This is a genomic window from Phaeobacter sp. CAU 1743 (assembly GCF_039839315.1).
GTDB classification, from domain to species: Bacteria; Pseudomonadota; Alphaproteobacteria; order Rhodobacterales; family Rhodobacteraceae; genus Phycobacter; species Phycobacter gallaeciensis_A.
In genome coordinates this window covers 16080-42081 of sequence record NZ_JBDOQR010000041.1, presented here as the reverse complement: position 1 = coordinate 42081, position 26002 = coordinate 16080, and the positions used below count along the sequence as shown (strand labels likewise).

The 26002-nt window shown below is 61.8% G+C and carries 25 protein-coding genes; 11 read left to right on the top strand and 14 right to left on the bottom strand.

Annotation, left to right across the window (positions count from 1 at the left end; all coding sequences use genetic code 11):
* Positions 1–83 precede the first annotated feature (83 nt).
* Positions 84–338 (bottom strand): hypothetical protein, encoded by a 255-nt coding sequence (locus AAFO90_RS15740; RefSeq protein ID WP_347509974.1) that lies wholly within the window; start codon positions 336–338, stop codon positions 84–86.
* 160 nt (positions 339–498) lie between these two features.
* Positions 499–1440, bottom strand: a complete 942-nt coding sequence (trxB, locus tag AAFO90_RS15735) for a thioredoxin-disulfide reductase (RefSeq protein WP_065272904.1) — start codon at positions 1438–1440, stop codon at positions 499–501.
* Between the two features lie 223 nt (positions 1441–1663).
* Here trxB and AAFO90_RS15730 point away from each other — a divergent pair, with 223 nt between their 5' ends.
* The gene (locus tag AAFO90_RS15730) at positions 1664–2164 is read left to right on the top strand and encodes an Lrp/AsnC family transcriptional regulator (protein ID WP_065272905.1); all 501 of its coding nucleotides are present in this window, start codon (positions 1664–1666) and stop codon (positions 2162–2164) included.
* A 44-nt stretch (positions 2165–2208) separates the two neighbouring features.
* Here the strand turns inward: AAFO90_RS15730 and AAFO90_RS15725 are convergent, their stop codons facing one another.
* The 5 genes from AAFO90_RS15725 to lgt all read right to left on the bottom strand — a co-directional run bounded on the left by AAFO90_RS15725 (position 2209) and on the right by lgt (position 6311).
* Positions 2209–2973 (bottom strand): Hint domain-containing protein, encoded by a 765-nt coding sequence (locus tag AAFO90_RS15725; RefSeq protein ID WP_065272906.1) that lies wholly within the window; start codon positions 2971–2973, stop codon positions 2209–2211.
* A 281-nt stretch (positions 2974–3254) separates the two neighbouring features.
* Entirely contained in the window at positions 3255–3407 is a 153-nt protein-coding gene (locus tag AAFO90_RS15720; RefSeq protein WP_274830135.1) for a hypothetical protein, read from the bottom strand.
* Positions 3408–3595: 188 nt separating this feature from the next.
* On the bottom strand, positions 3596–4351 hold the full coding sequence (gene pgeF / locus AAFO90_RS15715; protein ID WP_274835054.1) for a peptidoglycan editing factor PgeF: 756 nt from the start codon (positions 4349–4351) through the stop codon (positions 3596–3598).
* Entirely contained in the window at positions 4348–5415 is a 1068-nt protein-coding gene (locus AAFO90_RS15710) for an SAM-dependent methyltransferase (RefSeq protein ID WP_347509973.1), read from the bottom strand. Before AAFO90_RS15710 ends, pgeF begins: the two co-directional genes overlap by 4 nt.
* Positions 5412–6311, bottom strand: a complete 900-nt coding sequence (gene lgt, locus AAFO90_RS15705; protein ID WP_347509972.1) for a prolipoprotein diacylglyceryl transferase — start codon at positions 6309–6311, stop codon at positions 5412–5414. Before lgt ends, AAFO90_RS15710 begins: the two co-directional genes overlap by 4 nt.
* A 97-nt stretch (positions 6312–6408) precedes the next feature.
* Between lgt and AAFO90_RS15700 the strand changes: the two genes are divergently transcribed.
* From AAFO90_RS15700 to AAFO90_RS15680, 5 genes are all read left to right on the top strand, one after another.
* The gene (locus AAFO90_RS15700; protein ID WP_065272910.1) at positions 6409–6657 is read left to right on the top strand and encodes an accessory factor UbiK family protein; all 249 of its coding nucleotides are present in this window, start codon (positions 6409–6411) and stop codon (positions 6655–6657) included.
* 361 nt (positions 6658–7018) lie between these two features.
* On the top strand, positions 7019–7519 hold the full coding sequence (locus AAFO90_RS15695) for a YbjN domain-containing protein (RefSeq protein WP_065272911.1): 501 nt from the start codon (positions 7019–7021) through the stop codon (positions 7517–7519).
* A 43-nt stretch (positions 7520–7562) separates the two neighbouring features.
* A complete protein-coding gene (gene proC / locus AAFO90_RS15690; protein WP_347509971.1) occupies positions 7563–8378 on the top strand; it encodes a pyrroline-5-carboxylate reductase in 816 nt (271 codons plus the stop codon).
* Positions 8371–8709 carry a tRNA-binding protein gene (locus AAFO90_RS15685; protein ID WP_347509970.1) on the top strand — a complete coding sequence of 113 codons (339 nt, stop codon included), beginning with the start codon at positions 8371–8373 and terminating at the stop codon, positions 8707–8709. Before proC ends, AAFO90_RS15685 begins: the two co-directional genes overlap by 8 nt.
* 3 nt (positions 8710–8712) lie before the next feature.
* Positions 8713–9663 (top strand): D-glycerate dehydrogenase, encoded by a 951-nt coding sequence (locus AAFO90_RS15680; RefSeq protein WP_347509969.1) that lies wholly within the window; start codon positions 8713–8715, stop codon positions 9661–9663.
* A 15-nt stretch (positions 9664–9678) separates the two neighbouring features.
* Here AAFO90_RS15680 and AAFO90_RS15675 read toward each other — a convergent pair whose 3' ends face one another.
* A complete protein-coding gene (locus AAFO90_RS15675; protein ID WP_347509968.1) occupies positions 9679–10269 on the bottom strand; it encodes a thymidine kinase in 591 nt (196 codons plus the stop codon).
* 437 nt (positions 10270–10706) lie between these two features.
* On the opposite strand from AAFO90_RS15675, the gene AAFO90_RS15670 reads away from it, so the two are divergent.
* Positions 10707–11177 (top strand): hypothetical protein, encoded by a 471-nt coding sequence (locus AAFO90_RS15670; protein ID WP_065272916.1) that lies wholly within the window; start codon positions 10707–10709, stop codon positions 11175–11177.
* A 74-nt stretch (positions 11178–11251) separates the two neighbouring features.
* Here the strand turns inward: AAFO90_RS15670 and AAFO90_RS15665 are convergent, their stop codons facing one another.
* Positions 11252–12379, bottom strand: a complete 1128-nt coding sequence (locus AAFO90_RS15665; protein WP_347509967.1) for a beta-ketoacyl-ACP synthase III — start codon at positions 12377–12379, stop codon at positions 11252–11254.
* 226 nt (positions 12380–12605) lie between these two features.
* Here AAFO90_RS15665 and AAFO90_RS15660 point away from each other — a divergent pair, with 226 nt between their 5' ends.
* The 4 genes from AAFO90_RS15660 (at position 12606) to AAFO90_RS15645 (ending at position 18443) form a co-directional block, all read left to right on the top strand.
* Positions 12606–13085, top strand: coding sequence for a MarR family transcriptional regulator (locus tag AAFO90_RS15660; RefSeq protein WP_274835048.1), 480 nt, complete (start codon positions 12606–12608; stop codon positions 13083–13085).
* On the top strand, positions 13082–14140 hold the full coding sequence (locus AAFO90_RS15655; protein WP_274832922.1) for an efflux RND transporter periplasmic adaptor subunit: 1059 nt from the start codon (positions 13082–13084) through the stop codon (positions 14138–14140). The genes AAFO90_RS15660 and AAFO90_RS15655 overlap by 4 nt, the downstream gene beginning before the upstream one ends.
* Before the next feature lie 10 nt (positions 14141–14150).
* On the top strand, positions 14151–17192 hold the full coding sequence (locus tag AAFO90_RS15650; protein WP_347509966.1) for an efflux RND transporter permease subunit: 3042 nt from the start codon (positions 14151–14153) through the stop codon (positions 17190–17192).
* A gap of 372 nt (positions 17193–17564) precedes the next feature.
* Positions 17565–18443 (top strand): delta-class carbonic anhydrase, encoded by an 879-nt coding sequence (locus AAFO90_RS15645; protein ID WP_274837783.1) that lies wholly within the window; start codon positions 17565–17567, stop codon positions 18441–18443.
* A gap of 66 nt (positions 18444–18509) precedes the next feature.
* On the opposite strand, the gene AAFO90_RS15640 is transcribed toward AAFO90_RS15645, so the two are convergent.
* From AAFO90_RS15640 to AAFO90_RS15620, 5 genes are read right to left on the bottom strand one after another with little or no spacing between them, the layout of a single operon-like run.
* Positions 18510–19634 (bottom strand): ABC transporter permease, encoded by a 1125-nt coding sequence (locus AAFO90_RS15640; protein ID WP_347509965.1) that lies wholly within the window; start codon positions 19632–19634, stop codon positions 18510–18512.
* A gap of 1 nt (position 19635) precedes the next feature.
* Positions 19636–22377 carry a ribosome-associated ATPase/putative transporter RbbA gene (gene rbbA / locus AAFO90_RS15635; RefSeq protein WP_347509964.1) on the bottom strand — a complete coding sequence of 914 codons (2742 nt, stop codon included), beginning with the start codon at positions 22375–22377 and terminating at the stop codon, positions 19636–19638.
* A 10-nt stretch (positions 22378–22387) separates the two neighbouring features.
* A complete protein-coding gene (locus tag AAFO90_RS15630) occupies positions 22388–23386 on the bottom strand; it encodes an HlyD family efflux transporter periplasmic adaptor subunit (RefSeq protein WP_274830122.1) in 999 nt (332 codons plus the stop codon).
* Positions 23376–24596: an acetate/propionate family kinase gene (locus tag AAFO90_RS15625; protein ID WP_347509963.1), complete on the bottom strand. Its 1221-nt coding sequence runs from the start codon at positions 24594–24596 to the stop codon at positions 23376–23378. Before AAFO90_RS15625 ends, AAFO90_RS15630 begins: the two co-directional genes overlap by 11 nt.
* Entirely contained in the window at positions 24593–25960 is a 1368-nt protein-coding gene (locus AAFO90_RS15620; RefSeq protein ID WP_347509962.1) for a bifunctional enoyl-CoA hydratase/phosphate acetyltransferase, read from the bottom strand. Before AAFO90_RS15620 ends, AAFO90_RS15625 begins: the two co-directional genes overlap by 4 nt.
* Positions 25961–26002 lie beyond the last annotated feature (42 nt).

Genomic DNA, 26002 nt, shown 5'->3' with positions numbered 1-26002 from the left:
GCAAGGCGGACCCAGACCTCATCTGTCAACACAAACCGCTCTTCGTTCATTCAAACCTCCATTTTGGAAGCTTGAATCAGATTTCAGCCAGCTTGGGAATCCTGAATGTCCACAGACCCTAGCCCGGCATGCAGGATCAGCGCGCTATAGAGAATGACACCGCCCAGCACACTGCGGGTGATGATCTGGCGGGCGCTCTGCATGGCCTCCACCGCCGCAGGAGAGAACAGCGCCAGGCCCAGGTTGATGAAATGGAAGAACACATAGGTGAACAGGATCAGCCCGGTCACCATCCGGGTGCGGATTATCCAGTTGCCCTGCCACAGCACATGCGTCACCGGCTGCTCTCCTCCGTGTTGCCTGCGGTGACTGTGACGGGATGCCGCGATCCGGGTCAAGGCTCTGCAAAAGGAAAGCCGCGCGCCCTTTGGGGGCGTGCGGCTGTTTTCGGCATTGGGCCCGGCCTGCGGCGGTATGACCGCAGGACCTCGGCGTTGGTTATTCCTGTTCGGCCAGGAACCGTTCGGCATCCAGGGCTGCCATGCACCCCATCCCGGCAGAGGTCACGGCCTGACGGTATTTATGGTCGGTCAGATCGCCGGCTGCGAAAACACCGGGGACCGAGGTTTCGGTGGAGCCGGGCTTGACCTTCACATAGCCGCCATTGTGCAGTTCCAGCACATCCTTGACCAGTTCGGTTGCCGGGGCGTGGCCGATGGCGACAAAGACGCCCTTACAGGGGATTTCCGAGATTTCGCCGGTCTGCACGTTCTTGACCTTGACGCCTTCAACGCCGAGCGGCGCATCGGTGCCGACGACCTCTTCCAGCTGATGAAACCACAGCGGTTCGATCTTGGGGTTCTTCAAGAGCCGGTCCTGCAGGATCTTTTCGGCGCGCAGCTCATCACGGCGGTGGATCAGGGTAACTTTGGAGGCAAAGTTGGTCAGGAACAGCGCCTCTTCAACGGCGGTGTTCCCGCCGCCGATCACCACGATTTCCTGACCGCGGTAGAAGAAGCCGTCGCAAGTGGCGCAGGCAGAGACGCCAAAGCCCTTGAATTTGTCCTCGGTCGGCAGGCCCAGCCATTTCGCGCGGGCGCCGGTCGCCAGGATCACGGCGTCTGCGGTGTAGGTGGTGCCGCTATCGCCCTTGGCGGTAAAGGGGCGCTGGCTGAGATCCAGATCGGTGATGATGTCGCCGATGATCTCGCAGCCCATCGCCTTGGCGTGGTCCTGCATGCGCACCATCAGATCAGGGCCCTGAACCTCTGTGTCGCCGGGCCAGTTTTCCACTTCGGTGGTGGTGGTCAGCTGGCCGCCCGGTTCGATGCCCTGTACCAGAATGGGTTCCAGCATGGCGCGGGAGGCATAGACCCCCGCAGTATATCCGGCCGGACCCGACCCGATGATCAGTACCTTGGTGTGACGCGTATCGCTCATCTCATATCCCCAAATCCGCAGGTTGGCGGGCAATCCGCCGTCAGCCACAGGATATAGCGACAGACCAGAGGCGCTTAAACCCCCGGCATCACCTTCGTGACGCAGCTGTTATCCGAGGCAGCTTGATCTTGCGGAGGGCAAAGATTATTGCGGCGCAGTGAAATAATATTGCGCGCTTTCGCGGCGCTGATATAAGAAACGCAAACTGACGGGAGCTTCCACAATGGTCACTACACGCCTTGATCCGATCGATCGCAAGATTTTGTCGGAACTGCAGGCCGATGGGCGCATGACCAACGTAGAACTGGCCAAACGCGTCGGAATTTCCGCGCCGCCCTGCCTGCGCCGGGTGCGTGCATTGGAGGAAGCAGGCCTGATCCGGGGCTATCATGCCGAGGTCAACAGCCGGGAGCTTGGCTTTGAGGTTCAGGTCTTTGCCATGGTGGGGCTGGAAAGCCAGGCCGAGGCAGAGCTGAGCGCATTCGAGGAGAAATGCCGCGGCTGGCCGCTGGTGCGCGAGTGTCACATGCTGAATGGCGAGGTGGATTTCATCCTCAAATGCGTCTCACCCGATCTCAGCACCTTTCAGAGTTTCCTGACCGGAGAGTTGCTGACCACGCCGAACGTGGCAAGCGTCAAGACATCGTTGGTGATCCGCGGTGCCAAGGACGAGCCGGGCGTGCCGTTCGACGTTCTCGAAGATCGTCTGGCGCTGGAACCCTGACCGGACCTGTGCCAGGTCGCCGACAGGGGATGCTGACAGGTTGTTCAGATAGCGGCGTCTGCGCGCTCAAAGGCCAGCGGGCCGAAATCCGCAATCGCATCTGCGTGGCTGAAGAGATTTAGGAACAGCGTCTTGATCGGATAGCTGACCAGTTTCAACGCATTCGGCCCGGGATGATAGGTTTCAAATTCCAGCCCCCCCACCTGAATGACCGCGTGCTGCGGCAGGCAGAGATGGAACATATCAACCACGGTCGGCGGTGAGGTTTCAAAGATATTCATGCCGTCCTGGAAATCCTGAACCGGAGTCAGCAACTTCTTGTCACTTGCATCCCGGCGCATATGCGGCGGCGTGCACAGCAGCCGCGCGGCGGGACCGGCCACGACGCAGGACATGGGTTTTTGCATTCCAAAACTGTCAGCCATGAAGCTGGTCAGCGGATGGGTCTGTCCCTTGGAATCAGCGCGCGCTGGAACCAGGCTGGTGGAACCTTTCCAGATCAACGGCTGATATTCCCCGGTTTGCGTTGCGATCATGTCACCGGGCCAGAGGTCCTCAATGGCGACGGGGCCCATATCGGTCTGCACCAGCGTTCCGCGGGTAAAGGCACAAAAGGCGTTTTCGAACAGTGGCAGGGCCGGCGCGATGTGACGGGTTTCCGCGACGGTTCCGTTGGACAAAAGGGCGCTGACCTCGAACCGGCGCAACTGCGGTTTGGTGACCATGCGCAGCGCGGCGGGATCCTGAAGCAGGGCAGTGGCTTCGGCTGCGGACGCAGCGGCCTGGTGCAGCGAGTGAGGCGTGTTCATAGCGTCAGGGCCTTTCTCAATTCGACTTCGGAACCACAGCCCCGCGGCTGCGGGGCATTCGGACTGTTTGATCAGGCACCGTCGTTTTTTGCACCTGCGCCGGACCGGAGTGCCGGACTGGGCGGGAAGGTGACCGCAAGAGTTTAAGCAAACCTCTACACGGAAGAACCCCGCTCCGCGCATCCTGCCCAGGCCGGTCTTTCTGTGCATTTTCTGAACACAGGGAAGACGTCCAGAGGCTGCAATCCGCCGGGAAGTAAAGGCAAGTTTTCCGCGGTAACTCAGGCGCTTTTCAGTGCCTTCGGGTCACTGCGGGTGCTGCGGCGGCGCTCTATTGACGCACGTCGCGCCACGCCGCGGTGCCAGGGCAATTTGCTTTTCTCGCTTTTAGCAGTTGCAACAATGGAAGCGATAAAACGGGTTCGTGCTGTCATTATTGCTCCTGCAGGGTCCATTCTGAACGATGTCTGTCTGAGCGCAGGTATCGGTAATCAATGCGACGTTATTGTGGCGCGGGCATGGAAAAGCCCCGGCAAAGCGGGGCCGGGGCGGTCACAATCGGGCTGCCGGGGATCTCCAGGAATTTTCAAAAGGGATCGGGGGCGCGTGTGTTTTCTTTTTCCTACAGGCGGATACAGGCAATCAGCCTGCCATAATCAGCCTGTTTTTCGTGGGTGGCACGCCGATAGGAATAAAATCGCTTTGGATCGCTATAGGTGCAGTGGCCGGTCCATTCCGCCTCCGCAACCCCGGCGCTGCGCAGTTTATGCAGGCCAAGACCGGGCAGGTCGAACAGCAAGCGGTCGCCTTCGCCATTGGCAAAGAAGCGCGCGTTCTCCGGGTCCTCGGCCATGAAGTCGTCGAAGAACTCGGGGCCAACCTCATAGGCGCGCTGCGAAATGGTCGGGCCGATGACGGCAAGGATATTGCTGCGGGTTGCGCCCAGATCCACCATCGCCTCGACCGTCGCAGAGAGCACCCCGTCCAGCGCCCCGCGCCAGCCGGCATGGGCGGCGCCGATCACTCCGGCCTCGGGGTCAGCAAACAACACCGGCTGGCAGTCTGCCGTTAGGATCGACAGGGCGACACCCGGTGTGCGGGTGACCATGGCATCGGCTCTGTCCGGGCTGTTGCCAACCTCTTCGATTACCGCGACGTCGGGGGAATGCACCTGATTGACCCGGGCGAGCTTCTCCGGGGCGACCTCCATTGCGGCGGCGACGCGGGCGCGGTTCAGTTCGACCGCTTCACGCTGGTCTGAAGATCCAAGCCCGCAGTTCAGTCCCTCGAAAATGCCGGAGGATGCTCCGCCCCGGCGGGTAAAGAACCCGTGCCGCACGGGGCCAAGAAGATCCGATGTCAGTATTTCCAGCGTCATGACTGAAGCCCCGGTGGTGGTGTCGCGTTGCCGGGGTAGAGACCCAGCACCTTGAACAGGTTTCCCATTTCCTCGGGGTGCGTCAACCGCCGATGTGCGGCGATCAAATTGTCGAGTGCATCGCCCTCTAGCGGTGCGGCAAGGGCGCGGGCGCGGTCGGTGATGCCCAGCCGCTCCAGAAACACGCCCTGCGGGGTCAGCCGCGTGGCCGTGCAGCCGTGCGCCTGTGCCGCCTGTGTCAGAACCTCAAAATCCACATGGGTGGTCAGGTCTGCGCTGCCGGGTGCCTCCAGCGGATCACAGGGCGCATGATCGCGCAGCGCTTGCAGCGTGTCGCCAAGCGAGCGCCAATCGCCATAGTCCACGATCAGCGCCGCGCCGCCATACGCTGCGATACGTGCCGCGATTGCAGCGGTGATAGAGGCCGCGCCTTCGCAGAGTTCGACAAGGTCGCCCTCGCGGGTGTCCTCAAGCCGGTGGCTGAGCGCGGGCTGTTCGGTCACCGGGCCAAGGCCAAAGGCCAGCGTGCCGTTCTGCATGCCGATGCGTTTTTCGCGCCAGCCGGTACCATCGCGCAGGAACTGGCGCACGGGCAGGGCGTCAAAGAACTCATTGGCAACCAGAAATAGCGGCTGCTGTGGCAGGCTGTCGATGGTGTCGTGCCAGATCGGTTCAAACCCTGTCAGCGCCTTGGCCTGCGCCTCGCGCAGGGTGGGGGAGGCCTCCACCAGATGCAGCTCCAGCGCGGCGTGGAAACCGGGCACCGCGCGGGTGGCGCGCAACAGATCCGCCATCAGGGTGCCGCGGCCAGGGCCAAGCTCGGCCAGGGTGAACGGCGCAGGCGCGCCCTGATCCAGCCAGCTTTGCGCCAGACACAGGCCCAGCAGCTCACCGAACATCTGGCTGATTTCCGGCGCCGTGGTGAAATCCCCGGCAGCGCCCAGCGGATCGCGGGTGGTATAATAGCCAAAGCGGGGGTTCAGCAGGCATTCGGCCATGTAATCGGCCAGGCTCATCGGCCCGTCGACATCGATGCGGGCAATCAGATGATCCAGCAGGCTCATGCCGTGATCCTCTGGCGGCGCAGGGCGGCGATGGCAAAGACCAGCCCCAGCGCGATCATCGGCAGCGACAGAAGCTGCCCCATGGTCAGCCCGTAGCCGCCGACATGCCAGGCAAGGCCGAGCGGATTGCCAGGGGTCACGAACTGCGCGTCGGGCTGACGGGCGAATTCCACCAGGAACCGCGCCATGCCATAGCCCGCCAGAAACAGCCCCAGCACCAATCCGGGCCGGTGAAAGGCCCTACGCCGCCAGACCATCCAGAGCAGCAATGTCGCCAGCAGCGCGCCTTCCAGTAGCGCCTCATAAAGCTGCGACGGGTGCCGCGCGCAAATCTCGCCCAGGGCCTGCCCACAGTCCTGCGCGGCCTGTCCTGGAAAGGCGACGCCCCAGGGCAGATCCGTTGGCCGCCCCCAGAGTTCCGCATTGATGAAATTGGCCAGCCGTCCCAGCATCAGCCCGGGCGGCACGCTGACGGCCACCAGATCGGCCATCTGCAGACGGGGTACGCCGTGGCGCAGCGCAAAGATCCAGGCCGCCAGCACCACGCCGATCAGCCCGCCGTGAAAGGCCATGCCGCCTTCCCAGATCCTCAGGATCGCGGCCGGGTTGGAGAGGTAGTATCCCGGCTGGTAGAACAAAACGAACCCCAGCCGCCCGCCAAGGATCACGCCAATGATGATCCAAGTCAGCAGATCCTCGACCTGCTGCGGACGCATCGGTGGCTGGCTCGCGGGCCAGAGTGCGGGCTGTCGCAGAGCCGCCACTGCCAACCGCCAGGCGATCAGGATCCCGACGATATAGGCCAGCGCGTACCAGCGCAGCGCGAACTCAAAAGATCCGATGGTGATCGAGAAGATTTCGGGCGACAGGTCGGGGAATTGGATCATTGCGTGCATGTGCGACTGAATGCCTTTGCTCTGGAAGGGAAGTCAACGGCTTGCCCGCGGCCCTTTGGTTGCCCATATAGGGCATAAGCCTGATACGGAGAAGACGATGCAGAGCCGCAACAAGATCCTCGACGATATTTCCCAGCTGATGACCAATGCCATGGGTGTGGCCCACGGCGCCCGCGAAGAAGCTGAAACCGCGATGAAGAGCATGATCGACCGCTGGCTGGCCGACCGTGATTTCGTGACACGCGAAGAATTTGACGCGGTGCGCGCCATGGCGCAGAAGGCCCGCGAAGAAAACGAAGCGCTGAAAGCCCGCCTCGATGCGCTTGAGGCCTCTGCCAAAAACTGATGACTGAAGATTAAAGACCGGACCCATCCAGAATACGCATGCGCCTGCGCGGGCGAAAAACCCGCTTGGGTCCGGTGCAGGCGGCACGTCCCGGCAGTGACGGCCGCATAGCGCGGCGCCTTGATTGGGCCGCCTGATTTGCGCCCGGGACCTTATCCACAGCTTTGCCGATATTTTGGGTGGCTTTCCGCTTCATCCACAACTTATTGCAGATATCCCCAAATAAAGGGTTGCCAGCGCCTATCCGGGTGTCCACCATATCTAGTATGGGAGCGGGGATGCCTCCCCGGTCCTTTGAGCGCAAAGCTAGCTCTAGCGGACCCGAAGAGGTGCGTATGCTAGATACCAGAGAGGTGGCATCATGGCCCTATCCGAGCATCATCTGGAAGACGACATCCACCCCATAGACATCGTTGAGAACGTTGCCTCCCATCATGACTGGGATTTTGACCGGATTGGCGATGATCAGATCGCCATGGCCGTCGAGGGGCAATGGCGCACCTATTCGGTAACCCTGGCCTGGTCGGGATACGAGGAAACCCTGCGGCTGGTGTGTAGTTTCGAAATGGATCCGCCTGAGGACAAGCTGCCGCTGCTCTATGACCTTCTCAACCGGATGAACGATCAGTGCTGGGCAGGGGCCTTTACCTATTGGGCCGAGCACAAGCTGATGCTTTATCGCTATGGCCTGATCCTGTCGGGCGGCCAATCGGCCAGCGCCGAGCAGATCGATGCGATGATCCAGGCGGCTGTGTCGAATTGCGAGCGTTACTACCCGGCCATTCAGCTGACCACCTGGGCCGGGCGAACGCCTCAGGAATCTCTTCAGGTCGCCATTGCAGAGGCTTATGGCCGCGCGTAAACCTGTGCCCTGAAACTGATGTAACAGCACTGGGGCAGGGACAATGGACATGACGGATATCGCGGATCGCGGGCTGGTCCTTTTGGGATGCGGCAAGATGGGCTCGGCGATGTTGGCCGGATGGTTGGACGGCGGGTTGCCCGCGTCGTCGGTCTGGGTTCTGGATCCCTATCCTTCGGACTGGCTGAAACAGACCGGCGTGACCATCAACGGCGGCCTGCCGCAGAACCCAGCCATCGTATTGATCGCGGTAAAGCCGCAGATGATGGGCGATGCACTGCCGGGGCTTCAGGCGCTGGGCAATGGCGATACCCTGTTCATCTCGGTTGCCGCCGGCATCTCATGTGCCAGCTACGAGGCGATGCTGGGGGAGAAAACCCCCATCGTGCGCGCCATGCCCAACACACCCGCCGCCATCGGGCGCGGCATCACTGCCCTGATCGGCAACGGGCGCAGCAGCGGCGCCGATATGGATCTGGCCGAAACCCTCTTGTCCGCGATCGGCCAGACGGTGCGGCTGCAGTCCGAGGATCAGATGGATGCGGTCACCGGCGTCAGCGGCTCCGGGCCTGCCTATGTGTTCCACCTGATCGAAACACTGGCCGCCGCAGGTGAGGCGCAGGGGCTGCCCGCCGATCTGGCGACGAAATTGGCCAAGGCCACCGTGGCGGGCGCAGGGGCGCTGGCCGAGGCGGCCGCGGAAGATCCCGCCCAGTTGCGGGTGAACGTGACCAGCCCCAATGGCACCACCCAGGCCGCGCTTGAGGTGCTGATGGACAAGGACAGCGGTTTCCCGCCCCTGCTGAGCCGGGCGGTTGCCGCTGCTGCAAACCGATCCAAGGAGCTGTCCGGTGGCTGAGATTTCTTTTGATGATTTCCTGAAGGTCGATATCCGCGTCGGCACCGTGGTGCGGGCAGAACCCTATCCCGAAGCCCGCAAACCGGCGATCAAGATGTGGATCGATTTCGGCGATGAGATCGGTGAGAAGAAAACCTCGGCCCAGGTGACCGCGCATTACACGCCGGAAACGCTGGTGGGAAAACAGGTTGTGGCGGTGGTCAATTTCCCGCCGCGCCAGATCGGCAAGTTCATGTCAGAGGTTCTGGTGCTTGGCCTGCCGGATGAGGCCGGGGAGATCCGGCTGATCGGGCCGGATGGTCCGGTGCCGCTGGGCGGAAGGATGCACTGAGCGATGAAACTTTGGATTACCCGGCCGATGACAGCGGCTGTCGAGGCCCGTGCGCGGGAAGAGTTCGATGTGGATATCCGCCCCGATACGGGCGTGCTGAGCCGCGCGGAAATGCAGCGTGCCTTGCGGGATTATGACGTGGTCATGCCGACGCTGGGCGACCGGTTCGATGCCGAGATCTTTGCCGCAGTGCCTGCGCCGCGGTGTCGGCTGCTGGCGAATTTCGGCGTTGGCTACAACCATATTGACGTAGAGGCCGCCCGGGCCGCTGGTGTTGCTGTGACAAACACGCCGGGCGCGGTCACCGATGCGACTGCCGATATCGCGATGACCTTGCTGCTGATGTCGGCCCGCCGCGCAGGCGAGGGGGAGCGGCTCGTGCGCGATGGCAGCTGGGAAGGCTGGCATCCGACCCAGATGCTGGGTCAGCATGTTACGGGCAAAACCGTCGGCATCGTCGGCCTTGGCCGCATCGGGGCCGCCATCGGGCAGCGCTGCCATTTCGGATTTGGCATGAAGGTCCTCTACACCGCCCGCAGCGACAAGGATCCGGGTTTCCCTGTCTCCCGTTGCGCCAACCTGTCAGAGATGGCCGCGCAGGTCGATTTCCTGGTGGTTGCCGTGCCCGGTGGCGCCGACACCCGGCATATGGTGGATGAAGCGGTGCTTGCGGCGATGCAGCCTCATGCGCATTTGATCAATATCGCCCGCGGCGAGATCGTGAAGGAAGCGGCCCTGATCACCGCCTTGCAAGAGCATCGCATCGCCGGGGCAGGCCTAGATGTCTATGAATTCGAACCCGAGGTGCCTGAGGCGCTGCGCGCGCTTGATCGCGTCACCCTGCTGCCGCATCTGGGCACGGCCACCGAAGAGGTGCGCAGCAACATGGGACATATGGTGCTGGACAATGTCGCGGCCTTCATCGCCGGGCAGAAACTGCCCAACCCCGTCTGAGCCACTCGGGGACGGTCAGGATTTTGAGCCGTCCCCAACTGCTTCCCGCCAGTGACGGCGGCAGAGCGAGACATAAGTTTCATTGCCGCCGATCTGCACCTGATCACCCGTGGTGATCGCACGGCCCTGATCGTCCTGCCGGATCACCATGGTGGCCTTCTTGCCGCAATGGCAGATGGTTCGCACCTCGCGCATTTCATCGGCCAGCGCCAAGAGGGTGGCGGATCCGGGAAACAGGTTGCCCTGAAAATCTACCCGCAGCCCGTAGCACAGAACCGGCACCCCCAGATCATCGACCACACGGGCCAGTTGCCAGACCTGATCTGGCGACAGGAATTGTGCTTCGTCCACAAAAATACTGGCAACGCTGCCTCGTGACAGGCGTAATTTGATTTTTGCGAACAAGTCCTCGCCCGCACTGAACACATCGGCCTCGGCGCTGATGCCAATCCGCGAAGCAATCCGGCCCTTGCCTGCCCGATCATCGACACGTGCGGTCAGAAGGTAGGTGTCCATGTTGTTTTCGCGGTAGTTGTGCGAGGCCTGAAGCAGCACGGCGGATTTACCGGCATTCATGGTGGAGTAGTTGAAATAGAGCTTTGCCATGCGTGCGGTTTACCCTTTGGCAATGGCTGAGTGAACCGCAAAATAATCCCGGATCGTGGGGATGCAGAGGGCGGTGCAGATCACAGGATTCGAACCCTGGTGTCCAAAATACGCCCCCCCACAGCAGCCCGTCCAGTCCGGGTCGAAATAGACCCTAGGGATGGATACAGGCACGCGCCACTGGGGAGGACGCCTAAAGAAGGATATGTCGTACACCCGAAACGGATGCTTGACCTCTCCCACTCATATTGAAGCGCAACCTCACTCACAAAGTTTGCTTCAACCCCAAACAAAGATGCACAATAGCATCTGGGCCACTCGTTAAATCCCTGAAAACCCAAGGGATGGCGCTAGTATTGCAATTCGTTTAAAAGGACTTCATGGGAAATTAACAAGTTCATTCCCCGCCCCGGGGCGGCTTATGAGGCAAGATTTACATGGCAGAGATCGGCAGGTACCTGAAAAAGCATACCGAAGCGCTGGTTAAGGACGTTGGCATAGAGGCCGCCTGTCAGATTACAGGCAAGTCCAAGGCGACATTGGGTCGTTACTATTCAGACAATGCCGAACATACGGAACGGTTCATGCCGGTGGATTCCGTGGCCAAGCTGGAGGGGGCTGCTTCTTTTCCGCATGTGACCTCGGCGCTCGCGGATCTGAAGAATATCACGCTGTCCTATAATCACTCCGACGATTCGGGCGTGGAAAGTGTCGGGCGCACAGGCGGGGTGAATGCCGACGTGATCGCGCTGAGCCAGCGGTTTGCAACCCTGATGAGCGAATATCAGGAAGCCATCGCTGATGGCATCATCACCGTCAATGAGGCCAAGCGCTTGCTGCGGGAAACGGTCCTGTTGCAGCAGGTCCTGTTGGATATGAAATTGCATCTCGAAGAAGAGAGCAACTGACGCTCTCGGACGTTTCATTGCGGGGCAGTAGTCCCGCTGGTAGGCCCCGACGGACTGCGGGGCCTTTTCCGTTTTCAGCCCATATGGCGGCGCAGGATCGCCGAGCCGACCGAATAGCCGGCGCCGAAGGAACAGATCAGGCCAATCTCTTGGTCGGCCATGTCATCGGAATTCTGCGCAAAGGCGATGATTGAGCCAGCCGATGATGTATTGGCATAGTCCTGCAGGATATTGGGCTGCTCGCCGGGCTCCGGGGTGCGGCCCAGAACCTTTTTGCCAATGAAATCATTCATCGCCTTGTTCGCCTGATGCAGCCACAGGCGCTTCAGATCGTCATTGGCAATGCCACTGTCAGCCAGATGAGTGCTGATGTGCTCGCTGACCATGGGCAGCACTTCCTTGAACACCTTGCGGCCATTCTGCATGAACTGCATGTCGCGGCGGTCCGCGACCCCGTCGGGGCGCGAGCGGCGCAAGAAGCCGTTGTTGTTTCGGATATTGTTGGAAAATTCGGTGGCACAGCGGGTCGATAGGATTTCGAAATGCGGTCCCTTGGCGTCTTCGATCCGTTCGACCAGGGCTGCGGTCGCCACATCGCCAAAGATGAAGTGGCAGTCACGGTCGCGCCACTCCAGATGGCCCGAGCAGATTTCGGGGTTGACCACCAGCGCCGAGCGGATGCTGCCCGAGCGGATCATATCCGCGGCCACCTGCAAGCCAAACGTGGCCGAGGAACAGGCGACGTTCATGTCGAAGGCAAATCCGTCGATGCCGAGGAGTTTCTGGATCTCGATTGCCACCGCGGGGTAGGGGCGTTCCATATTGGAGGCCGCACAGATCACGGCGTCTACGTCGCCCGCGGTCTTGCCTGCCTGTGCCAGAGCCTTGGTCGCCGCATCGACGGCCATTTCCGCCATGATGCCCGGTTCGTCATCGCTGCGCTGGCGCAGCAGCGGGTGCATGACCTCGGGGTCGAGAATTCCCGTCTTGTCCATCACATAGCGCTGTTCGATGCCAGAGGCCTTGACGATGAACTCTTCCGAGGAGTGCTGCATCGGGGCCATTTCGCCCGCTGCGATGGCCTCGGCGTTCATTTCGTTCATGCGGTCGGCGTAGGCGTTGAACGCCACGACCAGCTCGGCATTGGTGATGATCTGAGACGGGGTGAAGACCCCGGTGCCGGTTATGGCGGCTGTGTGCATGGTAACGGATCCCGAGTTCGCAAAGTGCCGTATATCTGGGCATTTTGCGTGCGGAAGGTCAAGGTCAGCCGCAAGCTGCCGCAGGGGCAAGCAGGAACAGTGGGGCAGTGTTCGGGGAATGTGAACTTCTTCACATGAAAAGTTCATTCGCTGAAGTAACCTGCTGCGAATCCCGCACCACGGCGATCCGCTGGTGCACACCCTCTTTGCAACCGGGCCTGGCCTCATGACCGATGACACCTTGCAGCTATCGCCGGAAATCCGGTCTCTTATGGGCGTTTACGCGCTCTACTGGATGCTGGACGATGCGGTTGAGCGTATGGATCAGGCGCCACGGATCGGGCGGTTGGAAAGCCGGATCCTGATCCGGCTGGACCGGCCCCGGCGCATGGGGGCGCTGGCACAACTGTTGCTGACCGGCCCCCCGTCCGTCACCGCGGCAGCGGATCGGCTTGAGGAGATGGGTCTTGTGCAGCGGCTGCCCGATCCGGACGACCGGCGGGCGCTGTTGCTGCATCTGACCGACCAGGGCCGCACCGTGCGGAGCCAGCTGGACGAGGAGGCCCGCCGACTGTTCCGCCAGGTCTCTGGCCTTTCAACGGACGAGATCGCGCAGTTCGCGGCGCTATGTGAAAAAATACATGATACGAGTACAGGAAACGGCGCCCCGCTGGGATGCCCGGATCCGAAAGGAGACAGAGAATGAAAATCTTCCACCGAGTGTCACGGCTGATCCTGCCCGCGCTCGCCCTCTCGGCCCTGGTGCAGGCAGGGCCGCTGGCGGCGCAAGAGACGGCCAAACCGGTCAAGCTGCTGAAAACGCAGGCGGGCAGCGTGTTGGTTGAGCGCCAGTTCTTTGGTCAGGTGGCGGCGAAACAATCCGTCGACCTTGCCTTTCAGGTGGGCGGTCAGGTGCTGGAGTTTCCGGTGGCGCAGGGCACCGTGGTGCCCGAAGGGCAGCTTGTTGCGCAACTGGATCTGGAACCTTTTGAGCTGAAACTGGAACAGGCCCGGCTGCAAAAGGCGCAGGCGGACCGCACGGTGGCACGGATGGAGAAACTGACCGGGACGGTCAGCCAGGTGTCCATCGATGATGCGGAAACCCAGGCTGGTCTGGCCGGGGTCGCCCTGCGGGATGCGGAATACGCCTTGCAGCATGCGACGCTGACGGCGCCCTTCGATGCGCTGGTCTCCAGCCGCGAGGTCGAGAAATTCACCACGGTCAGCGCCGGCACGCCCATCGTCCGGCTGCACGATATGTCTGAACTGCACATCAAGGTGGATGTGCCTGAAATCCTGTTTCAGCAGGCAAATGCAGATGAAAAGGTGGATATCACGGCCTCCTTCCCGGGCTGGGACGCCACCTATCCGGTTGAAATTCTTGAATTCGATGCCGAGGCCAGCAGCGTTGGGCAGACCTACCGGGTGACCTTCCGTCTGGCGCCTCCTAAGGATCGGCAGATCCTGCCCGGGGCCTCGGTTTCAGTGCGGGTGCTGGTCAATACCGGCGCTGCGGCGATCCGCCTGCCGGCAACGGCCATCGTGGTGTCCCCGGAAGGGCAGACTGGTGTGATGGTCTTTAGCCCCACCGGGGCCGACAATGGCACGGTCGCCTGGCGGCCTGTCACTGTGACGCCGACGCAGGATGGCGATTTCACCGTCACCGAAGGTCTGACTGGCGGTGAAGAGGTGGTTCTGGCGGGCGGCACCGCCCTGTCGGACGGGCAGGCGGTACGCCGCTTTGCCGGTTTTGCGAACTGAGGGCGGGCAGATGGATATTGCACGCGGCTCAATCGAAAAACCGCTTTATACATGGCTGATCATGTTGATTGCCCTGTTCGGGGGCATCTGGGGTTTCCTGTCGTTGGGACGGCTTGAGGATCCGGCCTTTACCATCAAACAGGCTGTCATCGTGACCCAGTATCAGGGCGCCACGGCAGAGCAGGTGGCGCTGGAGGTCTCTGAACCGCTGGAGTCTGCGATCCAGAAAATGGCCGAGGTCGATATCATCACCTCGATCAACCAGCCGGGCCAATCCCTGATCGAAGTTGAAATCAAATCGACCTATGACGGCAGCGAGCTTCCCGCCGTCTGGACCAAACTGCGCGCGAAGATCCGCGATGCGGCCCTGTCCCTGCCCGAAGGCACCAGTCAGCCCTTCGTGAACGATGCCTTCGGCGATGTGTTCGGCCTGTTCTATGCCGTCACCGCAGACGGGTTCAGCGATGCGGAAAAGCATGAACTGGCAACTTTCCTACGGCGGGAGCTGTTAACGGTTGATGGGGTTGCCGATGTGGATGTCTCCGGCCTGCCGGACGAAGCGATCTATGTCGAACCCGACCTGCCGATTTCGGTCAACTTGAATGTACCACTGACGGCGATCGCCAATGCCATCGCCACCTCCAACTCGGTTCGCCCGGCGGGCAAACTGGATGCGGGCGATGCCGACACCCGGCTGCTGGCGCCGCAAGGATCGGACAGTGTTTCGGAAATCGCCGGTCTTTCTGTTGGGGTACAGGGCGAGGTGATCAACGTGATCGACATGGCCAAGGTCCACCGCGGCCGGGTTGCTGATCCCGATCTGATCGTGCGCTACAATGGGGCAGAGGCCTTTACTCTTGGGGTGGCCGGTATCGCGTCGGAAAACATCGTGGATGTGGGCAAGAACGTCGATGCCAAGCTGGCGCAGCTGGACAGTGACATCCCCTATGGCGTGTCGCTGCAGCCGATCTATCAGCAGCACGTGGTGGTCGAGCAGGCCTCGAATGACTTCCTGGTGAACCTGGCGATGTCCGTCGCCATCGTGGTTGTGGTTCTGGCGCTGTTCATGGGCATGCGCGCGGCCATTGTCGTTGGCGTGACCTTGCTGCTGACCGTGGTCGGAACGCTCTTGTTCATGAACCTTTTCAGTATCGAGATGGAGCGGATTTCCCTGGGCGCGTTGATCATTGCTATGGGGATGCTGGTGGACAATGCCATCGTGGTTGCCGAGGGCATGCAGATCTCGATGCTGCGAGGCAAGAACTCTCGCGAGGCCGCGCATGAGGCCGCCAGCAAGACGCAGATCCCACTTCTGGGCGCGACTGTCATCGGGATCATGGCCTTTGCCGGTATCGGCCTCAGTCCGGATTCCACCGGTGAATTCCTCTTCTCGCTGTTTGCCGTGATCGGCATTTCGCTGCTCTTGAGCTGGCTTCTGGCGCTGACGGTGACGCCGTTGCTGGGGCATTATTTCTTCAAACGCGGCATTGGTGGCGGCGGCGACGAATACGGCGGGCTGATTTTCCGCGCCTATGGCGCCAGCCTGCGCCTGGCGCTCAAACTGCGCTGGCTGGTGGTGGTAGGGCTGATTGCCCTGACGACCGTGTGCTACATAGGCTTTGGACAGGTCAAACAGGCGTTCTTTCCCGATTCCAACACGCCTCTGTTCTTCGTGCATCTGAAACTGCCGCAGGGCACCTCGATTCACACCACTTCGGCGCAGCTGCAACGGGTCGAAGACTGGCTGTCTGAGCGTCCCGATGTGGAATCAACCGCGGCCTTTGTGGGGCAGGGGGCGACCCGTTTCATGCTGACCTATTCGGCGGAAAAGGCGAACCCCAGCTATGGCCACCTGATCATCCGCGCGAGCAGCCTGCAGGCAATCCCGGCGCTTCAGGCCGATCTTGAGGCCTTTGGGCGCAGCAATTTCCCCGAGGCGGAATTCCGCACCAAACGTCTGGTCTTTGGCCCAGGCGGCGGTGATCCCGTTCAGGTTCGTTTCTCGGGTCCCGATCCGGCGGTTCTGCGCCAGCTGGGGGAGGAAGCCATGGTGCGGCTGAAAGACGGCTCTGAAAGTATCCTGAGCGTGCGGCACAATTGGCGCGAACAGGAACTGGTGCTGGAACCGATCTATGCCACAGACCGGGCACAGACGGCGGGGATCACCCGCGAGGATATCGCGGGCACCTTGCAGTTCTCCACCGACGGGGTGACGGCGGGCATGTTCCGTGAACGCGACCGGCAGATCCCGATCATCCTGCGCAGATCGCCGGAGGATCAGTTCAACATCATGGATCAGCTGGTCTTCTCCACCTCGTCGAACCGTTTCATGCCTCTGGAGCAGATGATCGACGGGGTCGAGATCAAGGTGCAGAACACCCTGATGCATCGCCGCGACCGGGTGTTTACCCTGACCGTGGGGGCGGATATCGCGCCGGATGTCACTGCTGCAACAGTGTTCAAGGAGGTGCAGAACAGCATCGAGGAGATCGCCCTGCCGCCGGGCTACCGGATGGAATGGGGCGGGGAGCACGAAAGCTCGGCCGACGCCAACAAGAGCCTTGGCGCGCAGCTTCCGGTGTCCCTGCTGATCATGGTGCTGATCTCGGTCCTGCTGTTCAATGCGATCCGTCAGCCGGTGATCATCTGGTTGCTGGTGCCGATGTCGGTCAACGGCGTGGTCATCGGGCTTCTGGGCACCGGTCTGCCCTTTACCTTTACCGCGCTTCTTGGGCTCCTCAGCCTGTCGGGCATGCTGATCAAGAACGGCATCGTCCTGGTCGAGGAAATCGATCTGGTGCGGGCCGAAGGGCGGCCACTGCGCGAGGCGATCGTCGAGGCGTCGGTGTCGCGTTTGCGTCCGGTGATGCTGGCCGCGATCACCACGATCCTTGGCATGGCGCCCCTGCTGAGCGATGCCTTCTTCGTGTCGATGGCGATCACGATCATGGGCGGTCTGGCCTTTGCCACGGTGCTGACGCTGGTGGCGGCGCCGGTGTTCTACCTGATCTTCTTTGCACGCGATGAAAAACGGGAAGCCTCCGCAGCCTGACCTGACGGTCTGGTAGCAAACTCAAAAGGCCCCGGATAGTTCCGGGGCCTTTTTGCATCTGCGCGGAGCGCACCGGTTGCGCAGCGTCAGATCAGCGGCACGAAGGGCACATCGCAGGCACTGAGTGTCATCAGGGTCAGAAGAGTGATCATCACGCGCATTTTGGCGCTCCTTTGGTTTTGCTGCTCGATCACGGCAGCTGACCCCAAAGCGCCGCACAGGTCAAACCTTTCTCCGTGCCGCAGAGAGCCGACGGTGCTGCGGCATGATGTCTTTAAAATGCTCCGCTAACCCCTTGTTCAATACTTTTGTTAAGAATGATATTCTGAACAGAAGCGTGCGAAGGTCCAGCAATCGGCGAGGGAGTTCTTCATGACACGAGCATATTTGCGTGCGGTTACCGTTTCATCCTTTTTCCTGTGGGCAGGCGGCGTTCATGCAACCTCGACCGGGCACGGTGAAGAGATGCACGTGGTCCCCGATGCGGTGATCGCTGAGCAACGTCAGGCCCTGTCGGAAAACACGCTGTTTGCCGGGTTCGGGCCGCAGGCGCCGCGCGATATCGACAGCATGGGCGGCAGCAACAAGGTCAGTTTCGAAGCCGCACCACCCTATAACGAAATGAACCTCTGCAACATCCATTTCCACGAAAGCGCCGAACACCGGGGCGGGGAATTCACCACCTATGCTGGCAACGGCGATGGTCACGGCTATGGCAGCGGCTACAAATATTCCGGTGAGCTGAGCGTGACGGAACTTGCGCCGTACCATGAAGAGGTCGGAGCCACCGAACACGGCAGTCTGGTGCCCGGCGACACGATTGAGGTGCATTTCGTGCACACCACCGCGCGGGTCGATCCCGGCCCGACGCTTGGCTCCTGCCTCAGCGAGGCCATCAAGAACCCGCAGCTGCGGGTGGAGGCGCAGGTCTTTGTGCTGGTCAATGACGAGACCGCGCTCGATTTCACCAAAGTCACGCGCTTACAAAAGAAAAACGGCCTGACCCAGGCGGTAAACATGCCAACCGATACCGGGCGGCCGGTCGTCTATGCGGGTTCAACCACCGGACCTGGCTATAACGAGAAGGGATCGCCCTTTCAGGTCACCTGGGCGGTGCGCCCCAAGGTGGCCAAGGTCAGCATCCAGTCGGTCGCCAGATGGCTGGACTACAACACCTTTGACGAAGACCACGCCCATGGCGTGCGCAATCTGGTGATCAATCCCGACCTCCTGTCGGTGATTGGACGCTGACACGCGCTGCCCCGCTACTGAGGCGTAAGGTTTAGGAGCAGGCGGGCTGGGTAGACGCCCTCCGGTTCAGACGCTGGTTCCCAGTGCCCGGCGAAAGGCCAGCAGGCTGCCGGACAGGAACACCGCGCCCAGGCAAGCCATCGTCAGCAGTTCGGGCCAGACAATCGACAGATCCGCCCCGCGGAACACCACAGCCTCGGCAAAGGCCATGTAGTGGCGCGAGGGCAGCAGCCAGGTAAAGGGCTGAACGATATCAGGCTGGCTTTCGATCGGGGTCATGCCGCCGGACAGCATCATCATTGGCATGATCGTCATCATGATCAGCAGGGCGAATTGCGCCATGGTCCGGGCGATGGTGCCAAGGAAAATCCCGATGGCTGCCGCTGCAAACAGGTAAACCGCTGTGCCCGCAAAAAGCAGTGCATGCGTGCCGACCATTGGCACCTGCAGCAGGCCCTCGAACACCACCAGCATCGATAGGGCAAAGACGCTGATGATGATCAGCCCATTGGCCCAGATCTTGGCCAGGGCGATCTGAAAAGCGGTGAGGGGCATCACCAGAAGATGTTCGATGGTACCGTGTTCGCGCTCGCGGATCAGGGCCGCGCCGGTCAGCATGATCGCGACCATGGTCAGGTAGTTCAGGATGCCATTCAAGGCGTTGAACCAGACCTGGCTGCCATTGGGGTTATAGGCCCGCCGCAGCACCAGATCGACCGGCGCACCGGCGGACGGATCGCGGCCCGCCAGATAGCGGCTGACCTCGGTCTGGATGATCGCCTGAATGTATCCATCGCCCAGCCCAGCCTGCATCACTGCGGTTGCATCGATATGCAGCTGGATTTCGGGTTGGCTGCCTTTGCGCAGCTGTGCCTCGAAATCGGGGGGGACGACCAGCGCAAAGAGGAACCGCGCCTGATCCAGCCCGGGGCCGATCTCATCCGCATCTATGGGGATCGGGGTCTGGAAATAGGGCGGGTAAAAGGCGTTGGCGATTTGGCGGGACAACTGCGAATTGTCCTCGTCCGCAATGGCGATAGAGGCGTTATTGACGTTCTCCGGTAGGCTGGTGGCATCCATATAGACCATGAAGGTGAACACGAAGAGGATCAGCCCCGCCATCACCGGATCCATCAGCACCGTGCGCAGCTCCTTGGTGCCCAGCCAGAAGATATGGTGAAGCGCCTTCATGTTATTTCTCCTGTTTGCGCAGCAACAGCACTGCAATGGCCAGGAAGACCGGAAAAAACAGGCTCAGTTTCACAATGTCATGGCTCAGCGCCGCCCAGCCCAGCCCCTTTGTATAGGCGCCGACACTCAGATGCATGAAATAGGAGGCAGGCCAGGCCGAGCCGATCATCTGCGCCTCGGGTGATAGGGTCGAAATCGGCTGGATCATGCCGGAATACTGCATGGTCGGCATCAGCGAGAGCAGCGCCGCCGCAAAAACCGCGGCGACCTGCGTTTTGACCAGCGAGGACACGACAAGGCCATAGGCGGTGACCGCAAAGCCATAGCACAAGGCCCCGAGCGTCATCGCGGACAAGGAGCCTTTCAGCGGCACATCCAGTACAAATATGACCATCAGCGTCAGCACCAGGTAATTGCACATGGCAATAGCGACATAGGGCAATTGCTTGCCCACCAGGAACTCGATGCGATTGGTGGGGGTGACATAGAAATTGGTGATGGTTCCGATTTCCTTTTCCCGCGCCACGCTGACGGCCATCAGGATGACCGGAAACAGCATCAGCAGCATGGCCGGTATCGACGGACCCATCGACCGGATGCTGGCAAAGGTCGGATTGTAGCGGTAGCGGTTTTCGATGGTGAAACTGGACTGTTCTTGCGGATTGATACCGGCCTCCAGCATCAGATCGCGCAGATAAATGGCGTGCCCACCGGTGATATAGCCCTCGACGGTTCCGGCCCGCATCGTATTGGCCCCATCCAGCCAGGCCGAAACTTCGGGCGTGTTGCCCCGCGCAAGATCACGGCCGAAATTCGGTGGGATCTCGACGGCGACGCTGACTTCGCCTGCCGCCATCTGGCGGATCAGATCCTCCCGGTTCAACAGATCCGGCTGTTCCAGAAAATACCGTGACCCGGTGAAACTGCTTAAGTAGCTACGGCTGGCCGGAGACTGGTCCTGATCCAGCGCGGCAAAGGTCAGATCCTCCACATCCATCGAGACACCGTAGGACAGCACCACCAAAAGGATCACCGATCCGAGAAAGGCAAAGGCCAGCCTGATCGGATCGCGGATTACCTCGACCGTTTCGCGCAGGCTGTAGGCCAGCAATCTGGACAGACTGAACCGGCCAAGCCTGGCCGGGGGATCATGGGCGTCTGGCACAGCACCGTCCTGCAGGGCCACGCTGTCGGCGCTCTCGCCTTCTCCGGTTGCGTCTTCGATATAGGCCACAAAGGCGTCCTCAAGCGAGGTTGCGCCCGTGGCCTCAACCAGATTGTCCGGCGTGTCATGGACCAGCACTTCGCCCGCATGCATGAGCGAGATGCGATCACATCGCAGCGCCTCATTCATGAAATGGGTCGAGATGAAGATCGTCACCTTGTCGCGGCGGGACAACTCGATGAGGAACTCCCAGAACCTGTCCCGCGCCTCGGGATCGACGCCCGATGTCGGCTCGTCCAGGATCAGGATTTCCGGCTCGTGCAGCACCGCCACCGCCAGCGACAGACGTTGCCGGATACCAAGCGGCAGCCCGCCAGAGCGTGTATCCATCACATGCGATAGCTCGAACCGGTCGGCCAGCGCCGCGATGCGCGCCGTGGCCTGCTGGCTGGGGATCTGGAACAGCCGCGCGTGCAGGGCGAGGTTCTGCGCCACCGTAAGTTCGCCATAGAGCGAGAAAGCCTGGCTCATGAAGCCGACGCGTTTGCGGGTCGCAAGATCCTTGGCGTTCACCGGCTTGCCAAAAAGATAGGCCTCACCTTCGGACATCGGCAACAGGCCGGTCAGCATCTTCATGGTGGTGGTCTTGCCGCAGCCGTTGGAGCCGAGGAAGCCGAAGATTTCGCCAGGGCGGATTTCGAAACTTACGTTGCTCACGGCGGTGAAATCGCCGAACCTCCGGGTCAGGCCGCGGGCCACAATGGCGGGGCGCTCGCCATCGGTTTGCAGCGGCGGAATGACCAGCTCCGGCAACTCGCGGCCCTCCCCGCCGGGCCGCAGGCGCACAAAGGCGGCCTCAAGACTGTCGGTGCCGGTTCTGGCGCGCAGTTCTTCTGCCGTGCCGGTGGCCAGAACCTGGCCTGCATCCATCGCCACCAGCCAGTCGAATTCTTCGGCCTCCTCCATATAGGCGGTCGAAACCAGAAGGCTCATGCCGGGATGTTCCTGCCGGATCTTGGCAATCAGGTCCCAGAACTGGCGCCGCGACAGGGGGTCGACCCCGGTGGTGGGCTCATCCAGGATCAGCAGGTCTGGATCATGCAGCAGCGCACAACACAGGCCCAGTTTCTGTTTCATCCCCCCCGAGAGTTTTCCGGCGGGGCGATCCAGAAAGGGAAAAAGCCCGGTTGCCCGGGTCAGCCGCGCGATCCGGCGGTTGCGTTCAGCGCGGCTTTGTCCAAACAGCTTGCCAAAGAAATCGAGGTTCTCCTGAACGCTCAGGTCCTGATACAGGTTCTTGCCCAGCCCCTGCGGCATATAGGCAAGGCGCGGACCGATCCACTGCCGGTGGCCCGCCTTACGCATGTCGCCGCCCAGCACCTGCAGCATGCCGGTCTGCATGACCCGCGCACCGGCGATCAGGTCCAGCAGCGTCGATTTTCCAACCCCGTCCGGCCCGATCAGGCCAACCACCTTGCCAGCCGGGATGTCGAGCGTCACATCCGCAAGCGCGACCACGTCCTTGTAGCGCTGCATCAGATTGGCAGCGCGGACGACGGGCTGGCTTTGATCCTCCATGGCCGGGCCCTTACTCTTGCGCGGTCAGTTCGGGGGGGATGTTGTTCAGAAACTCCGGCCAATCCGGCAGGGTCTCGCTGGCCAGACGCACATAGGCCACGCCGCGGATCCCGGTCTTCACAAGGTCAATGTTCGCCTCGACAAGCGGTTGCGGCACCCGGACCCGCACCCGGAACATCAGGTCCTGCCGCTCGCTGGCGGTTTCGACCTGTTTCGGCGTGAATTGCGACACAGGCGAGACAAAGCTGACCTTTGCCGGGATCACCACATCGGCGATATCAAGCCGGATGCGGGCCTCGCTGCCGATGGACAGAAGATGCGCCTCGGTGGCGGGCAGGAAAAACTCCAGATAGACCTCGGTGAGATCGACCATGGTCAGGACGCGTCCGCCTGCGCCGATGACCTCTCCGGGCTCGGTCAGTCGGTAGAGTACCCGTCCAAGGGTCGGTGCCGTCAGGCGGGCATCGTCGAGGTAGGTCTGCACTTCCTCAATGGCGAAACGCGCCGCATCCACCGCGCGCTGCTGCGACAGAAGCGATGCCTTGGCCACGGTGAGGTTGGCCTCGGCAACCTTGTGATCGCTGAGACGTACGTCGAGGGTTTCGGCAGTTGCGACCCCGCGGGACACCAGCTCGCGGGTGCGTTCCAGCTCCTGATCGGCCAGCAGCAACCGCGCCTCGGCCTGCGCAATGGCGGCCTCGGCGGCTGCGACTTGGCTTTCCACCGATGCGTATTCCGCCTGTGCCCGCGACAGTTGCGCCTCCAACTCGCGGGTTTCAATGGTGGCGACCAGTTGGCCGGTCTCGACCAGATCACCCTCTTTCACCTCAACCGTGGCGACCCGCCCGGCGATCCGGCTGGAAATATCGACCTGAACCGCCTCGATGCGACCGTTGCCCGAGGTAATGCCATAGGGCAGCTCACCATTGCCGTTGGCGGTGTAGTAATAAAGCCCGGCGCCGGCCGCCAGGACCGCGATACCGGCTATGATCCATCTGCTAGAAAACATCTTTCATCCCCGGCTGTGCTGCATGTCCACAGGCGTCGGCGCCAGCCTGTGCGTCCGACAGAAATGTGCGGACATGGTCCGCGATAACGCGCTCTTCATTGGTGGCGATGACATAGGCGCCGACCGTGCTGTCCCCACCGTGAATGCGGGTGTCGTTGCGGGCGTTGGCCTCTGTATCAAGGGTGGCCCCCAGCCAGCCGCAGCCCTCAACGACCCGGGCACGGATCTCGGCTGCGTTTTCGCCCATGCCACCGGTAAAGACCAAGGCATCGATACCCTGCGCCGCGGCCGCCAGCGCGCCGATCTGTTTGCAGGCGCGATAGACAAAAAGATCCACCGCCTCCTTTGCGGCGGGGCTATCGCTCTCCAGCAAATCGCGCATGTCATCGCTGAGGCCCGAGACACCGAGCAGCCCCGATTGCCCACCAAGCAGAGCCTCGACCTCCTCTAGGCTCATGCCCTTTTCGCGCATCAGGTAGAGCGGCACACCGGGGTCCAGCTCGCCGCAGCGTTTGCCCATCACCAGCCCGTCCAGCGCTGTGAACCCCATGGTGGTGGCGATGCTTTTGCGGTTCTTCATGGCGCAGATGCTGGCGCCATGACCCAGATGCAGCACCAGAACCCGGCCATCGGCACGCTTCCCAAGGTGGGTGGGCAGCTGCGAAGCGATGAATTCGTAGGAAAGTCCGTGAAACCCATAGCGCAGCACCCCCGCATCTGTGAGCGCGCGGGGCAGGGCAAAGATCTGCCCGATCCTCGGCGTGGTGCGGTGAAAGGCGGTGTCGAAACACGCGATCTGCGGGATGCCGGGCCAGGCCCGTTGCAAGGCGTCGATTCCGGCAAGGTTATGCGGCTGATGCGCCGGAACCAATGGTGCCAGCCGCTCCAACTCACCCCGCACGTCGGCGGTGACCCTTGTGGCATCCGCAAAACGCTGACCGCCATGGACCACCCGGTGCCCGGCGGCGATGACCTTCAACCCCGCGCTTTGCTCCTGCAGGTGGCGGACCAGCCAATCCAGCACCTGCTCGTGATCGGCTTCGGCAGGCAGGGGGAGCGGCTCTGAGATGTCATCGACATGATGGACCGGGCCAAGGCCAATGCGATCGATATGGCCCTTGGTCATGGCAGGGCCGTTGACTGCGGCAGCGTAGAGCGCGTATTTGACCGAGGAGGAGCCGACGTTGAGGGTGAGGATTGCTTCGCTCATGGTGCGATCCTTGCCTGTTGATGGCGCACAAACAGCTGCGCCAGAGCTGCCGAGGCGACCCGAGCCAGTGCGCCATCCGCCCGGCTGGTCAGCATGATAGGCACCCGCGCGCCCAGAACCAGACCCGCGGCTTCGGCGCCGGCGAGGTACTGCAATTGCTTGGAAATCATATTGCCGGCCTCCAGATCAGGGGCGAGCAGGATATCCGCGTCCCCGGCGACATCCGAGGTAATCCCCTTGGCCTGCGCCGCCGCGCGGGAAATCGCATTGTCAAAGGCCAGCGGCCCGTCAAGGATCCCGCCGGTGATCTGGCCGCGCTCTGCCATCTTGCACAGGCCCGCCGCCTCGACCGTCGAGGGGATCTTGGGGGTGATGGTTTCAACCGCCGACAGGATGGCAACCTTTGGTGCGGCAACACCAAGCGCCTGCGCCAGATCGATGGCGTTCTGTAGGATATCCGCCTTGGTCAGCAGGTCGGGAAAGATATTGATGGCCGCGTCGGTAATCATCAGCGGCTTGGGGTAGCTTGGCACATCCAGAACAAAAACATGGCTCATCCTGCGTTCGGTGCGCAGGCCGGTGGCCTTGTTGACCACTGCCGACATCACCTCATCGGTGTGAAGGGCGCCTTTCATCAGGGCCTCGGCCTTGCCCGTGCGCACCAGTGAGACCGCCATGTCAGCTGCGGCGTGGCTGTGCGGGGCATCCACGATCTCGATCCCCGCCAGATCCAGATCAGCCTCGGAGGCGGCCGCCTTTATGCGCGGGGCCGGACCGATCAGAACCGGCGTGATCAGCGCCTTGTCCCGTGCCTCTAACGCGCCCTCCAGCGAGGCGACATCGCAGGGGTGCACCACAGCGGTCACGATCGGATCAAGGGGCTGCGTGGCGGCAATCAGCGCATCAAACCCTGCGCCGGGCTTGCTCAGCTGGCCCGAGGGGCGACCGGAGCGTGGCACGCGCAGGGGCTTGTCCGGTGCGATCACCTCTGCCGCGCCTTCGACAAGGGCGGCATCGGCGCTATCGGTGCAGAGGCAATCGAGCATCACATGCCGGGTTTCGGGATCGGTTTCGCGCACCGTGATGCGCGTGGTGATCATCTCGCCAAGGCGGGCCGGGGCAAGGAAGCGCAGCGATTGAGTCAGGCAGACCGTGCCGGGACCGGGCAATTCGGTGGACAGCAATTCGGAAATCAGCGCACTGCCCCAGGCGCCCGCCGCAATCCCATCGTCCGGCGCAGCCGCGTTACCGCCTTCAGGCAGGTCGACACAGGGGCCGATATCGTCATCACGCAGAGCGCGGGTCAGCTCGGCGCTGTCGCCGGGGGTGATCTGATCAAAGGTCTTGCTCTCGAAATACTGCATCAGTGCCTCGTGATATCAATTATCCGCTACAATCGGGCAAAG